The 13,466-nt window shown below is 62.0% G+C and carries 14 protein-coding genes; 3 read left to right on the top strand and 11 right to left on the bottom strand.

Translation table 11 applies throughout. The features are described from left to right. Positions 1-149: 149 nt before the first annotated feature. The 9 genes from AADZ90_RS07010 to AADZ90_RS06970 all read right to left on the bottom strand — a co-directional run bounded on the left by AADZ90_RS07010 (position 150) and on the right by AADZ90_RS06970 (position 8,565). Entirely contained in the window at positions 150-1,001 is an 852-nt protein-coding gene (locus tag AADZ90_RS07010) for an ABC transporter permease family protein (protein WP_367308451.1), read from the bottom strand. 46 nt (positions 1,002-1,047) lie between these two features. Continuing rightward, positions 1,048-1,224 carry a hypothetical protein gene (locus tag AADZ90_RS07005; RefSeq protein WP_367308452.1) on the bottom strand — a complete coding sequence of 59 codons (177 nt, stop codon included), beginning with the start codon at positions 1,222-1,224 and terminating at the stop codon, positions 1,048-1,050. A gap of 233 nt (positions 1,225-1,457) precedes the next feature. After that, on the bottom strand, positions 1,458-1,790 hold the full coding sequence (locus AADZ90_RS07000; protein WP_367308453.1) for an extracellular solute-binding protein: 333 nt from the start codon (positions 1,788-1,790) through the stop codon (positions 1,458-1,460). Positions 1,791-2,007: 217 nt separating this feature from the next. After that, a complete protein-coding gene (locus AADZ90_RS06995) occupies positions 2,008-2,649 on the bottom strand; it encodes a class I SAM-dependent methyltransferase (RefSeq protein WP_367308454.1) in 642 nt (213 codons plus the stop codon). Positions 2,650-2,653: 4 nt separating this feature from the next. Next, on the bottom strand, positions 2,654-3,874 hold the full coding sequence (locus tag AADZ90_RS06990) for a BtaA family protein (RefSeq protein WP_411996958.1): 1,221 nt from the start codon (positions 3,872-3,874) through the stop codon (positions 2,654-2,656). Positions 3,875-3,896: 22 nt separating this feature from the next. Then, a complete protein-coding gene (locus AADZ90_RS06985) occupies positions 3,897-4,697 on the bottom strand; it encodes a UDP-2,3-diacylglucosamine diphosphatase (RefSeq protein WP_367308456.1) in 801 nt (266 codons plus the stop codon). A 315-nt stretch (positions 4,698-5,012) separates the two neighbouring features. Further along, positions 5,013-6,455, bottom strand: coding sequence for a GntP family permease (locus AADZ90_RS06980; protein ID WP_367308457.1), 1,443 nt, complete (start codon positions 6,453-6,455; stop codon positions 5,013-5,015). After that, positions 6,452-7,510, bottom strand: a complete 1,059-nt coding sequence (locus tag AADZ90_RS06975) for a patatin-like phospholipase family protein (protein ID WP_367308458.1) — start codon at positions 7,508-7,510, stop codon at positions 6,452-6,454. Before AADZ90_RS06975 ends, AADZ90_RS06980 begins: the two co-directional genes overlap by 4 nt. A gap of 152 nt (positions 7,511-7,662) precedes the next feature. After that, positions 7,663-8,565: a LysR family transcriptional regulator gene (locus tag AADZ90_RS06970; protein WP_367308459.1), complete on the bottom strand. Its 903-nt coding sequence runs from the start codon at positions 8,563-8,565 to the stop codon at positions 7,663-7,665. A 430-nt stretch (positions 8,566-8,995) separates the two neighbouring features. Here AADZ90_RS06970 and AADZ90_RS06965 point away from each other — a divergent pair, with 430 nt between their 5' ends. Genes AADZ90_RS06965 through AADZ90_RS06955 form a run of 3 tightly spaced genes read left to right on the top strand, consistent with a single transcriptional unit; the run spans position 8,996 to position 10,138 of the window. Beyond that, positions 8,996-9,133 (top strand): hypothetical protein, encoded by a 138-nt coding sequence (locus tag AADZ90_RS06965; protein ID WP_367308460.1) that lies wholly within the window; start codon positions 8,996-8,998, stop codon positions 9,131-9,133. Continuing rightward, positions 9,130-9,426, top strand: coding sequence for an efflux RND transporter permease subunit (locus tag AADZ90_RS06960; RefSeq protein ID WP_367308461.1), 297 nt, complete (start codon positions 9,130-9,132; stop codon positions 9,424-9,426). The genes AADZ90_RS06965 and AADZ90_RS06960 overlap by 4 nt, the downstream gene beginning before the upstream one ends. A 37-nt stretch (positions 9,427-9,463) precedes the next feature. Next, positions 9,464-10,138, top strand: a complete 675-nt coding sequence (locus AADZ90_RS06955; protein ID WP_367308462.1) for an OsmC-related (seleno)protein — start codon at positions 9,464-9,466, stop codon at positions 10,136-10,138. Positions 10,139-10,180: 42 nt separating this feature from the next. Here AADZ90_RS06955 and AADZ90_RS06950 read toward each other — a convergent pair whose 3' ends face one another. Together AADZ90_RS06950 and AADZ90_RS06945 are read right to left on the bottom strand one after the other, a co-directional pair. Beyond that, complete coding sequence (locus tag AADZ90_RS06950; RefSeq protein WP_367308463.1) at positions 10,181-11,896, bottom strand: cation:proton antiporter; 1,716 nt, start codon at positions 11,894-11,896, stop codon at positions 10,181-10,183. A gap of 638 nt (positions 11,897-12,534) precedes the next feature. After that, complete coding sequence (locus tag AADZ90_RS06945; RefSeq protein WP_367308464.1) at positions 12,535-13,458, bottom strand: AraC family transcriptional regulator; 924 nt, start codon at positions 13,456-13,458, stop codon at positions 12,535-12,537. Positions 13,459-13,466 lie beyond the last annotated feature (8 nt).

Genomic DNA, 13,466 nt, shown 5'->3' with positions numbered 1-13,466 from the left:
GGCGTGACAAAGCGCTTCGGAAGGCAGGCTGCAGTCGACGGGATCTCGTGCAGGATATCCGCCATCTACGTAGTTGTAGATCGCAGTTCCGATGATCTCGGTCCCGGTGGACTATAGGAGGGCCGAGACCTTCACCTCGTTGTAGGCGGTCAGGAACACAAGGATGGCACCCGAGGCCGCTGCTGCGCGACGAGCGGCAAGGTGATGCGGTACGTTCTCCGGCCAAACCCCGCGCCAAAGACACGGGGGGCCTCGTCCAGCCCCGGGTCAAATTGCAGGAACGCCGCCGCGATTGGCTTGAGCACTGTGGCAAAGAAACGGCTGAGATAGGCGAGCAAGATGATTGCCATCGTATTGTAGATCGAGATGACGAGAGTCGGTAGCGGGCGGATGAACGCCAGGATGAATGCAACCGAGATGACGAGGCCGGGAATGGTGTAGGTCGTCTCTGCCACCGTGGAGATGCCGAAGCCGATCCGCCGCTGCACGCCCTTTGGCCCGGCCAGCATTCGCACCAGAAAGATGCAAAGACCGGCGATCAGAAAGGCGGCTGCCCCAGCGGTGAGCGTGGAATTGCGGAAAGCGCGAAGCATGACCGATTGCTCGAAGAGGATCTGGCGGAATCTGTCGAAGGTGATCGTGTCGGCATAGAGCGGCAGGCCGTAAGCGACCATAAGTGCCTTGCCGAACAGCGCCGTGACTGGCAGGAGCAACCTCGGTTTGAGGAGCGGCAGGACGACTCTCCGCAGCAAAGTGCTGGCTCCGGCCCCCGCGATCCGCGTCGCATCCGGCATCTCGCGCGGGAGTGCCCTGAGAGCTGCGAGCGCCACGAGAAAGACATGCGACATGTTCCGGACGGCAAGCAGCGCGATAACGCCGTCTCGGCCGTAGAGCGGGTGCGGCGAGCCCGGCGGTGGGGCAAGGCCGAGCGTGTTCAGAACAGGCGAAGACGGGCCCATCGCCTGCACCCAGGCGATGGCCGTCACATGCGGTGGGATCATCGTTGGGATGCGCAGCAGAGAGGTGAAGACGACTTTCCAGCGGTCGTCAATGCGCCCTGGGGACCGAACTGCTCGACAGTATCTCGATGGCGGGACTCATCGAGAAGCCGCTGCCATCGCTGAGGCCCACCTGCAACATGAGGCTCAGCGGAAAGACGAACCCGACCGGGGCGCCATTCGCCTGTTCCCGGATCGGCAGGAAATCAACGACGAAGCCGAACATCTGCTCGGCACCCGTAACCGCGCGGTAGGTGGCGCCAAGGCGCCTTGAGAGTTGGCGCCTTGCTCTGCGAGGCCTTCATACAAGTCCCAGCCGAGATCCGGATGCAAGGTGAGCGCCGCCTTGTGGATCGTCGCAGCGCCTGACGTGAGCGGCGATGGCATCGCGATCTGCCCTTCCGCCTTCCGGCGCAGGAGATCGGAGTACGAGGCCAGAACGAGGGGAGCGGCGGTGTTCTAGACGATGCCGGTGGTGATGAGCTTTGTCGAGAAATAGTAGCCCTCTGGGTCCATGATGGCCGGATTGTAGGCCGGGACATCGGCGTCAGGATACGCCAGCAGCCGGTCACGCGCTTCAAGCCCCTCCATCGTGACCATATCGGCGATTAGCAGGACGTCCAGCTGCGGGTTGCCCGCCACGAACTCCGCCTCGAGCCGGGCCATCATCGCAGTCGTGCCGTCACGCACCCACTCAACCTGGACATCCGGATAGGCGGCGGTGAAAGCATTGACGGTCTGCTGGGCGTCTTCGCTCGGCTGTGAGATGTAGAGGACGAGCGTCCCGGACACATCGGCGCCCTGCGCTATCGCCTATGCGGAGAGAATGGTAGCGAAACCAAACCCGTGATGTGCTGATTTCATTTTGAGGTCCCTTCCTTGCTCTCGGTCCGGTGAACCGGGTCGAACCGGCTTAGTCGGGCGATGTGACAAGTAGCGGAAGGCAGCGTGACAGACCTGTAACTGGCTGGCGCGATCGCGGGCAGGATACATGCCATCCATCGTGGCCTCAGGCGACGGTCACGTGGGCATATTGGGCGTAGGTCCGGAAAAGCGGCTGATGTTGAACGCGAAGACGTTCCGTTTGCACCATTTCGTGCAAGATTCCCTCAAGACCGTCTCGAGGAGCGACATGGAAGCGGATCAGCCAGTTGCGAAGCACCTTCTTGAACCACACGGGCAAGTCAGATTGATCACCGAAGTCAACGATATGGAGTGTGCCGCCCCGCGCCAGTTGCGAAGTGGCGTGAGAGATCGCGCCACGCCAATCGGGTATCATGGAAAGCGAATAGGACAGCACAATGTGATCAAAGTTCTCCCGATCAAAGAGGGCTTTCGGATCAAAAGCACAGGCATCGCCCATTGCGAGAGCAATCTCGTCATCCAGCTTGGCGCGTGCCGTCGCCAGCATTTGTTCCGAGATATCCAGACCATAAAGCGTCCTGCCCGGATAGCGCCGCCTGATCAGGGCCAGATTGCGGCCGGTCCCGCAGGCCACTTCAAGGATATGCGCATCCTCCTTCGGGGCCATTTCGGCGATCAGATGGTCGCGGCCGAGAAGGTAGTACTTGCGCGTGATGTCGTAGATCAGCCGCTGGTACCGATAGACATCGTCCATCAGCTGACCGTGATCGTTCCCTGCCTCGATCACATCCCTAACCCTTCAGCCGATAAAGATGCACGCCGCCATAGATGGCAGAGCGATCGTTTTCGAAAGCCCTCCTTGAAGCGTCCGCATCGTATTCCCACCGGTCAAGCAGAGCCTCACCGACCCGTCCAGGCAGGATGTCGTCCGCACCGCCCGTCCGGAACAGTACCCGGGCGCCCGGCATCGCCGTACGGGTGATTTCGGACCAGAGGGCGTTCAACTGCTCGTCGCTCATCCAGTCTTGGGCGTCGAGCAGCACATAGACGCTCTTGGCGGCTGAGGGCTGCTCGGCGAGCATATCGGTCACGGATTGGTTCAAGATCTGCACCCGGCCCGCATTGGCCCGGATCGTGTCGAAGTGACGCGCTTCCAGATACGGTGGAACGGGGCCGGTCCCGTCGCCTTTGTAGCTGCGCTGGATAGCCTGCCACGCGAAGTAGTTCTCAGAAATCGGAAAATCGCAGAAAAGCCGCCTTGTCCGTTCGCGCAAAACCGGGATCACGTCACCTCCGGCATCGGCAGCAAGTTTATCGTACTGCGCCGGAGGGATACCAAGTCCAAAAAGGGAAGAGCGGCGGCGTGCAAGAAATCGGACAAGCCGGGCTTCGTAGAGAGGCGAGATCTCGGCTTCAAAGAACGCTTTCTGGTCCTCAAGCGTCTGAGCCTTCAGAAGCCTACGCAAATCAACGCCCGTGACCCAGGCAAAGGTCTGGATTGCCCCCAGGAACCTGCCCAGCACACCGAAGCGGTAGAGCCCCTTTCGAAACATGGCTTTGCGCTGACCGCTTAGCGTCCGGCCGTTCCAGAAGGCCTTTGCATCGTCATCCAGATGCGGTGCGAGATAGCGGTCGAAGGCCGGGATGTTCGCGGCCCGATTTGCCTTCCCGAAAAGGGCATAGAAGGTCGCATGATCCGGCAGATTCTCCGCCGCGAGAAGTTTGAGGCGGTTCAGATGGACATGGGCAGGGGAAAGATCGACCGCCGTTATGGAAGAGGGGCTCGCCGTCAGATAGGACATCATGTTGCAACCACCGGAGGCGATGCAGACGATATGATCAGCCTCGGTTAGCTCCAGCGCCGTCATGTCTGCAACAGGATCCTCCCAGATCTGGGCATAGACCAGCCCTCGGAACAACCGCGCGAAAACGCGGTCTGAAATGCCGCCCAGTGTCAGGGGCCTGTTCTCATGAACGGCCGTGCCGATGGCCTGGGTCACGCTTGAGGTCACATCATTTCCTATCGGTTGGCGTCTATGCCGGTTCTTTCGGCTTTGTCGTCTTCCTGTATTTGACGCGCCGCGCCAGAGCCTTGCGGCGAGCAATTCTTGCCTCCCAATCGACAAGTGTCAGCTTACCGGTTCCGTCTTCGAGGATCGCAGTGCAACTCTCTACCCAATCGCCTGTATTAACGTAGAGAATATCGCCGATCCGGCGGATATTGGCGTGGTGGATATGCCCGCAGATCACGCCGTCGAAACCGCCCCGCCGGGCATCGTCAGCCAGCACCTTCTCGTACTGACCAATGAAGCTGACCGCTTGCTTCACCTGCCCCTTTGCCCACTTGGACAGGGACCAATAGCGCCGTGTCCACAACCTGCGAACCGCGTTGATCTTGGGATTAAGCCACAGCAGCAGCGCATAGAAGCGATCCCCCAGATGGGCGACCCATCGCGCATTTACAACGACCGTGTCGAACTCATCGCCGTGGGTTACCAGAAAGCGCTTGCCATCGGCGGCGACGAACTCGGCCCGTGGAACCACCTCAATCCCGCCGAAATGAGTTCCGAAGTAGTTCCGAGCGACCTCGTCATGATTGCCGGGGATGAAGATGACGCGAGTTCCCTGCCGCGCCTTGTCGAGAAGGGCAAAAATGACGTCGTTATGACTTTGCGGCCAGTGCCAGCCGCGCCGCAGCTTCCAGCCATCGAAGACATCGCCGACGAGGTAAATGGTCTGTGCATCGTGTTGGGCAAGAAAGCCCAACAGGAGCTCAGCTTGGCACCCTCGGGTGCCCAAGTGAACGTCAGAGAGGAATATGGTCCGATAACTCAAGGGCTGCCCTGGCCATTTTGAGCCGTCTACGACGTTGCTGTGACAGTAGGGTGACGCCCCGACACGAACGACAATCGGACAGTTTGGGACGATTCAACGAGAACGGCCATTTGCTCATTCTCTTGGCTGAAGACCGGGGGCGAGCTGGCGAACCAGGCACTTGAGGACCGAAGAGAAAACCTGGATCGCGCTCAAAGGCCCCAAGAGGCGGTCACAGCATTACGCAGCTGTGCCGCCGCGCAAGCTAGCCCAAGAGCTGGATTGTGCGCGGCGGATGCTTTCCTTGGATCCCAAGACGAGAACGGGAGGGCTTCTTCAAAAGGATCCGAAGAGCGTTCCAAGCACGATGACTACGACGAGAGCAACAATAGGGGCAGCGACGGCCACGATGGCGATATCGCGGTAACTCTCCCGATGTGTGAGACCGCAGATCGCCAGAAGAGTGATGACGGCGCCATTATGCGGCAGGCTATCGAGCCCGCCTGTGGCGATCGACGTCACTCGGTGCAGCAGCTCGGGCGAGATCCCCTGATCCCTCGCAAGCGCCAGATAGTCTGCGCCGAGCGCCTCAAGCGCGATGCTCATCCCGCCTGAGGCCGATCCGGTGAGACCGGCCAGGATATTTGTGGACAGCGCAAGTGACACCAGAACGCCACCACCCAGCCCCTCTACGGCGCCGCGAACCAATGCAAAGGCGGGAAGCGCTGCGACGACGGCGCCAAAGCCGACAAGGCTTGCGGTGTTGAAGATCGGCAAGACCGACGCGTTCGCACCGTCACCCAGGGATCCGGGAATATCGGCAAGGCGGGACCGGTTCAGCGCGAGGATGGCCAGGATCGCGACGGTCAGTGAGACGATGATCGCCCAGATGCCCCGCACGTCTGCGATGGTCGCCGCACCGAACTCGGGATGGGCAAGGTAGCTGGTGTCGAGCGCGGGGAGGACGTGAACGCTAAGCGTGTAGTTCAGAGCGATCACGATCACGATGGGCAAAACCCCGATCCAAACGGGCGGGCGGCCCGCCCGTGCTGCCCCTTCGATCTCGCGCAGGTCATAGCCACGCTCGGTAGCCAGCGCATGACCACCGTTGTCGAGTTGAGGCATTCCACCTGCCTCGGCGCCGTAACCTTCGCCCGCTGCGCGAGCACGGCGCTGCTGCAGGACAAGCCAACCGAGGCCAAGGCTTGCCATGGTGAATGCCGCGATGATGCCAAGACCCGGGGCGGCAAAGGGCGTCGTGCCGAAATAGGGCATCGGGATAGCATTCTGAATCGCTGGCGTCCCAGGCAAAGCGGTCATCGTGAAGGTGAATGCACCAAGTGCGATGGTCCCGGGAATCAGACGCTTGGGAATGTCAGCAAGCCGGAAGAGAGCCGCAGCCACGGGATAGATCGCAAAGGCCACGACAAAGAGCGACACACCGCCGTAAGTCAGCACCGCGCAGGATAGCACGATGGCTGGGATCGCCTGCGCCGCGCCAAGCCGGTCGACGATACCGTCTGCGATGGCGCGGGCCGAGCCGCTATCGTCCATCAGTCGGCCGAAAATTGCGCCAAGAAGGAACAGTGGAAAGAAATTGATGATGAAGCCGCCGGCCGCAGGCATGAAGACCTGGGTGTAGGTCGCAAGCCCCGGCTGCATCGAAAATGCCGCCGCCAGCAAAGCCATTACCGGACCGAGTATCAGCACGCTGATGCCGCGAAAGGCGAGCCAGATCAGTAGAGTTAGCGCTAGAAGAATACCGAGAAGGCCAATCATCCCGCCACCTCCTCCATATCCATGGGCCCGTCCATGATCCCCTCGAGCATCGGCGAGGGATCAAAGGTGGCGCGCTGCCCGATATCGGCGCCGTGACGGCGCAGGAATGCCTCCCCATGGGCCAGGCCACGGTCATGCAGATGGCTGAGATAGGCCCACTCGACGTTCAGCTTTGACGACGGTGAAAACTGCGCAAGCTCGTCATCTGCATGAACACGATGCAGACGGATATCCGGCACGTCAGGCATTGCTCTACGTGCCATCATCGCGGCTCTGAGCTCTTTCAACAGAGCACTGTTAAAAGTGATTTCATTGAGGCGGTTGTTGATGTCACGCGAAGTCGTCGGGACGTCAGGGCGCGAGAACGGATTGGTCTGGATCAGTATCAGGTCACAGGCGCGGCGCGACCGGATCAGCGGAAAGAGGGCAGGGTTACCAACGTATCCGCCATCCCAATAGGCTTCACCGTCGATCTCGACGGCCTTGAACATCGACGGCAGCGCGGCCGAGGCAAGCAGACCTTCGGCGGTCAGGTTCGGCTGGCTGAAAACGCGCGGCAGGCCCGTGCGGACATTGGTTGCGGTGATGTAGACGCGCGGGGCGGCATCGGAGTTCAGCGCAGCGAAATCGACATGCTCGGCAAGGATCGACCGCAGCGGGTGCAGATCACCGGGAGTCATCTGGTATGGCGAGACCAACCGCGACATGAGGTCGAACCATTGGTAGGCCGGACTGTCATCAAGGCTCCAGCTGCCGGTCCATCGGGAGAACGGCGTACGCCGAAGGGGCGACATCATGCCGGACCGGCTGACCGCACGCCAATAGGCGGCCAGTGCCTCGCGCGCCCGCCCCGGGCCACCTGCCGCCCAGCCTGCCGCCAGAACCGCCGCGTTCATCGCTCCAGCGCTCGTGCCGCTGATCGCAGTAATCTCAAGCTTGGGCTCATCGAGCAGGGCGTCGAGTGCGCCCCATCCGATCGCGCCATGTGAGCCGCCACCCTGCAGCGCCAACATGATCTTGCGCTTCATTTGATGGGTCTTGTCCTGGTCGGTCATGGCAACCTCTCTCTTCGGCGGCACTTACGCTGTTACTGCCGTTGCGTTGGTCGGCACAGAGATGGGTGGCGGACCGTTCGGGCGGAACTGTCGCATCGGAAATGCGACGTTCCTGTTTCGAAACGCCGCAGGAAGGGGGTTCCCCGACGCGGCTAGACGGTTCCGGTCATACGGACCAAGAGGTCGATAAAGGCGCGCACAGCAGGCACGCTGGCGCGTTTCGGAGGAAACGATGCATAGACCTCGATCGGCGGCCCCTCGTGATCGGGCAGCGCGCGACGAAAGTCGCCCGCCGCGACCCGTGGTTCGCCGAAGATCGCCGGCAGGAAGGCAACCCCTCGACCCGCGCGTAGGATGCCGAGCGCGACTGTCGGATCTTCCACCAAACAAATGGGCGGCCCGTCAAGCACGAGAGGCGCGTCGTCCGGGCCGGTCAGGATCCAATCCCGAGGGGCACCTGGCACATCGATAACGATGCGGCCAAGCGACGCCACCGCCTCGGGATCGGCAAGATCGGTAATGCGGGCGTCCGTCGCGCTGGCATAGAGCCGGAAATGCGAACCAAGGATACGGCGAGCGATCAGATAGGGTTCTTCCGGCCGCCCGAGCCTCAGCACGAGGTCGAGATCCTCGGCCAGCGGATCGGGGCCAAGGGCCGAGATCTGGACCATCGGAGTGACCTCGGGAAACTCGACGCTCATCTGAGCAAGAACGGGGCCGAGGATCTGCTGCGCCGAAAGAGCGCTTGCTGCGATGCGCAGATGGCCCTGCGGCGTCGCCTGCGCCCGGCGCAACAGGTCTTCGGCCCGGCTGCCAGCCCGTGTCGCCTCCTCGGCGGCGGGCAGCAGCAGTTCACCGGTCTGCGTGATCTTGAGCCCGGTGCTCATCCGGTCAAAGAGCGGCATCCCAACCTCATCTTCCAGCCGGGCGAGCGATCGCGACAGGCGGGCTTTCGACGTCCCGAAACGGCGCGCTGCCGCGCTGATGCTGCCAGCCTCGTGAATCATCCAGAACAGCCGGAGATCGTCGAGACTTGCGATACCGTTCAGCGGCATCGAGCTCGGAGCGGATAAAGACGCCCCTTCCATTCCCGGATGGAGATGGGCGTGAATCCCGACGGCCCCATCGCGACAAGATCGGAAAGTCTGGTGACATCAGACATATCGGTAAAAGGTCTCCTCCACGCAGTCGATAGAGTTACCAGATCGGGAGAAGGTCGCCTCTGGCACTTTCAAAGACAAGTCGGGATCGCGTCTCAACTTCCTATCCGCGGAATGCCCATCTCTTCCTAGCTGCGCGGGCAGGTCCTCCCAGACAAAGGCAGGCGTCGCCATCCTCACCTCCGCGCCTGACGCAACGAAGTACGTCGGCTCGTTTCACTTGCGGAACGAGGCTTCTCGGTTCCAGCCGTTTCCATACCAGCATGTCTGACCCAGCTTTGGAAGCACGCCATTGAGTATGTCGGAAACCGGAAGGAGCTTTGACATGATCGACGATGTCGCCTCGATCTCTCGTGCCATGCTAGTCACCCCTCTGGCCATGCGGGGCGGCCTGATCGCCGCCATCGTGATGCTGTCGACGCTCGCCGTCATGGGCTCGTCGGGCTCCCGCCGGACCGGATGAACCTCGCCACGCTCGTTATCGCGCTTGGCCTACTGGTCGATGCAGCCATCGTCGAAGCCGCCAAGCGCCGCCTGCGCCCCATTATACTGACGGCCGTCACGACGATCCTCGGCCTTCTGCCGCTCATCCTGTCGAACGACCCACTGTTCTACGGCATGGCTGTGGTCATGGCCGGCGGCCTCGTCGTCGGAACGGTCCTGACGCTTGGCTTCGTACCGGTGCTTTACTCGGTTTTCTTCAGCAGGCCCCGTCGCGCGGCCCAGACGGAAGAGGTGAAAATGGCGACCGCCTAGACAGGTAGTGAAAGCCACCTCGCGCGGGAACCGCACGATGCGCGATCAGACAAAGATCAACCCAACCAAGAAAGGAAACCTCAAGATGAACGATCTGTCCTGGACCATGAGCCCTGAAACCATCGTCCGCAGAGTCGATTCACAACCCGTGCAGGAAACGCTGCCCGACCCAAGCTTTGAGAAGGTGAAGCAGGGTGATCAGATGCGCTTCGATGCGCATGTCAATGTGGAGGCCATGCCGCAAGGCAAGCATCTGAAGAAGGTCACGATCTTCTCCAACGTGCCTAACGGCGGCACTTGGGAAGTCATCAGTGACGAGGGCACCGCCGTCGGCGGGCGGGGTACCGCACCATCGCCGCTGATGTACTTTGCCGCGGGGCTGGGCCTGTGCCTCATGAGCCACGTAGAGATGCTGGCCAAGGGCCGCGGCTTCACGATCGACAGCGCCCGGCTTGAGCAGCGCTCCACCTGGAAAACGACGCTCGACCTCGGCGCGGTGAAGCCCGAGGACGTCTCCGGCATCGCCGAGGGGATGGAGATGAACCTGATCATCGAAAGCCCGGAAAGCCCGCAGAAGATCGCTGAATTCGTGCAATATTGCCGCCGCGCCTGCATGGCGCTGCAGGCAGTAGCCAGCGCCACCCCGGTTGTGACGTCTCTCTATCTCAACGGCGAAGAAATCGGCGAGGTCGGCGGTCAAGATCCGGCGTAAGCACTTGGTGCAAAGAGACGCCCCAGTAGGTCTATCGGGGCGTCACGCGATAAGCTCCTTCTGCCCATCGGGATCTTCGGCCAGGGGCGCGGGCCGATCTGCTGTCGTCGTGATCATCCGGGCCGCAGCGAATGCGGCATCGCGATACGGCATCAGAACAAGATCGGCATGGGCCGCTGCAAGCGCCTCGGCTGTGCTGTCACGGTGGGCGGCAACCGCGACCTTGCCGGAAAAACCGAGATCTCGGACAGCCCGCAGAAGTGAAAAACGCGGATCGTCGTGGGTGAGCCCGGTGTCATGTTCCGGCACGGCCATCACCAGCCAGCGGGCCTGGCCGAGCGGCAGATGCGCCAGAAACTCCGGATCTGTGGCATCGCCGAACAGCACGTCATAGCCCTTCGCGCGGGCCGCGCGCACGGCCTCGGGGCTGAAATCGACGCCAAGCACGTTGAAGCCGCTCTCACGCAGAGCAGACGCGATCCCCAGACCGTAGCGGCCAAGGCCAAACAGAAGCACATCATGCGGCCTGATGGCTGCGGGCGCATCCTCGCGCGGGGTGTCGGTACGCCGTTCGAAGACGCCGAGGACCGGTTCGAAGACGGTGTAGAGCTGATGGGAGTAGGTGATCATGTAGGTCGAGACGGCGATGGTCACGAGACCGACCAGTGTGACGAGGCCAAGCGCCTCTTCCGTCACGTGGCCGATGGTGAGGCCCATCGCCATGAAAATAAGGGAGAACTCGCTGATCTGTGCCACGGTAAGCCCGGCAAGGAACCCGGTGCGCTTGCGGTAACCCATCGCCCCCATGATGGCGAGCACGATCAACGGGTTACCGATCAGCACGAAGAGCGACAGCAGGATCGCGGGGCCGATGCTTGCCCCCAGAACCGACAGATCGAGCGACGCGCCAAGGGCGATGAAGAAGAACAGCAGCAGGAAGTCCCGCAGGCTGGCAAGCCGTGCTGCAATCGCCTCGCGGAACGGTGTGGAGGCGAGGGAGACGCCTGCCAGAAGCCCGCCCAGTTCCTTGCCGAAACCAAGGTAGTGGCCGAGTGCAGCCAGAAGGGCGGCCCAGCCGATGGCAAAGGACACGAGAAGCTCGGGCGCGCGGGAGAGGCGTTCGACCAATGGGTTGGCGGCGTAGCGGATGAAGACGGCGACGGCGGCTAGCATTGCAAGCCCGTAGCCCAGGACGAGCAGGACGTCGGTGAGGGCTGCGTCCTCTCCTCCGCCCACGCCGATGGCCGACAGGACGATCATCGCGACGACCACCACGATGTCCTGCACGATCAGAAAACCGAGCGCGATCCGGCCGTGCAGCGCGTCGATCTCGCGCTTGTCCGACAGGAGCTTGACGATGATGATGGTGGACGAAAATGTGAGTGCCACAGCGACGTAGAAAGCCGTGCGCGGGTCGAGCCCCAGCGCTAACCCTATGAAAAACCCGAAGATTGTGGTGAACGCCACCTGCCCCAGCCCGGTGACGAGCGCGACGGGGCCGAGGGTACGCACGAGCTTGAAATCAAGCTTCAGGCCCACGAGGAAGAGCAGGACGGCGATGCCGAGTTCGGCGAGGAGGTCGATCTGTTCGTCGGAGCGGGCGATGTTCAGGACGGAGGGACCGGCGAGGATGCCGACGGCGATGAAGCTGACGATCAGGGGCTGGCGCAGCATCAGGCCGACAAACCCGGCCCCCGCGGCGAGGACCAGAAGGGCCGCGATCTCGTAGAAGAGGTAGCCTTCGATGGCTGCCGTCACGTGGGGCACCTGTGATTTGGCGTTATGGTCTGTTCGGCGTTTGGCCCTTCCGAAAGGGCTTGTTTTTATAGAGCTTTTTCGGGGCTTCGTTCGCTTTGACGAAGATCAAATACGGCCGAAGAAATTGCTGGGCGATGAGGACGGGGCGAGAGACCCGCAGGACCGCACTTCCCCGAGTGCCCCATCTCTGAACGGAAAATGAGCGGCGCGGCCGGTGGGCCGAAGGCCCGCAACCCCGAATCGGGGCGGATTGGCCCGTTAATGCAGGGAAACAAGGCACGCCTTTCGTGTCGGCATCCGGTCGGCATCCTGTCGGACATTCTGGCGACGGATGGTCCGGTAACAGACCGTTCTGCTGCAGCGCAGCGCAACGGTTTGGACAATGGACGGAAGGGCCGGGATTGTTTCCGCCGGGGATGGCGGGCGAAATCGCCCCACTTCACGCGCTGCGGTATCAACTCGGGTCTGCTTCGGAGCCCAGTGCGGACGCGTCATACTCTGTACTCTTTTCAATGATGCACGCGCCACACTCTCAAAGAAGACTTCACTCAACCTGACGTCTCCCTTCATCGTGGAAGCTGCATTCCGCAGCGCTCACGTGTCCCGCTTTTGTGCAACCAATCGGTGCGGAGAGCGGCTCAGCGGTTGTCTCCATGCGCATCTCGGGCGCGAACGAAGGCGCGCGGCGCTTGTCCCATGACCCGCTTGAAAGCAACGCCGAAAGCACTTTCGGAAGCATAGCCGACCTCTGCTGCAGCATTTGCGACCGAGACCTGGGTGCGGCTTAGGCGATCAGCTGCCATCAGCATTCGCCATTCCGTCAGGTATTCGATCGGCGTCTGGCCTGTGACCTTCCGGAAACGGACGGCGAACGACGTCCGTGATTGCGCCGCGATGGTCGCGAGTTCCTGTACCGTCCAGGATCGGCTTGGACAGTCGTGCATGGCGGCTACGGCAGGTGCAATCCGCGGATCGGACAATGCTGCGAGCCAGCCCACGCCCGCTGCTGCGCCGCTGGCGAGATGACTGCGCATAACCTGCAGCAGAAGAACATGTGACAGATGCGTGATCGACAGCGCGCTGCCGGGGCGCGGATTGCGCAGTTCGTTGGCAAGTTGATCCAGCGTCCATCGGACGGTCTCCTGTTCCGGCCCGGGCCGGACGATGATGAGAGATGGAAGGCTGCCCAGCAGGGTATCCGCCGGAGGGCCGGAGAGCAGGAACCGCGCACCGGTCATGTAAAAGTCGCCGCCGCCGCCGTAGATCGCTGTCCCGCCATGGCGAACGGGCGCATAGAGGATCTGAGCGTCCTGGCCAGAGCGCATAGGCCGGGACGACAACAGGAACGGGCGGCCCCGCGGCAGGATCGCACAATCCCCCGCGGCCAGCTGAATGGGTGCTTCGTCCTCAACGGCGATCCAGCACATGCCCTTGAGCAACGCATTGCACTTCATGCCCGCATGCGCCGCGAACTGGATCGACCAGTCGCCTGCCGCGTCGAACCCCGCTGCAACGCAGTCATGCGGACGGAGCAGCGCGATAATGTTTGAGAGCGGGTCCATGGGAAACT

Origin of the sequence: Aestuariibius violaceus, from assembly GCF_040779325.2 — a bacterium.
Lineage (GTDB): Bacteria > Pseudomonadota > Alphaproteobacteria > Rhodobacterales > Rhodobacteraceae > Aestuariibius > Aestuariibius violaceus.
Note: the sequence above shows the minus strand (reverse complement) of the source record. Positions and strands in the feature narration are given on the sequence as shown.

Excerpts from the sequence above, each read along its gene's own strand:
- AADZ90_RS07010 (WP_367308451.1), bottom strand. The coding sequence starts at position 1,001 with ATGATCCCACCGCATGTGACGGCCATCGCCTGGGTGCAGGCGATGGGC.
- AADZ90_RS07005 (WP_367308452.1), bottom strand. The coding sequence starts at position 1,224 with ATGTTCGGCTTCGTCGTTGATTTCCTGCCGATCCGGGAACAGGCGAAT.
- AADZ90_RS06980 (WP_367308457.1), bottom strand. The coding sequence starts at position 6,455 with ATGATTGGCCTTCTCGGTATTCTTCTAGCGCTAACTCTACTGATCTGG.
- AADZ90_RS06975 (WP_367308458.1), bottom strand. The coding sequence starts at position 7,510 with ATGACCGACCAGGACAAGACCCATCAAATGAAGCGCAAGATCATGTTG.
- AADZ90_RS06970 (WP_367308459.1), bottom strand. The coding sequence starts at position 8,565 with ATGCCGCTGAACGGTATCGCAAGTCTCGACGATCTCCGGCTGTTCTGG.
- AADZ90_RS06965 (WP_367308460.1), top strand. The coding sequence starts at position 8,996 with ATGATCGACGATGTCGCCTCGATCTCTCGTGCCATGCTAGTCACCCCT.
- AADZ90_RS06960 (WP_367308461.1), top strand. The coding sequence starts at position 9,130 with ATGAACCTCGCCACGCTCGTTATCGCGCTTGGCCTACTGGTCGATGCA.
- AADZ90_RS06955 (WP_367308462.1), top strand. The coding sequence starts at position 9,464 with ATGCGCGATCAGACAAAGATCAACCCAACCAAGAAAGGAAACCTCAAG.
- AADZ90_RS06945 (WP_367308464.1), bottom strand. The coding sequence starts at position 13,458 with ATGGACCCGCTCTCAAACATTATCGCGCTGCTCCGTCCGCATGACTGC.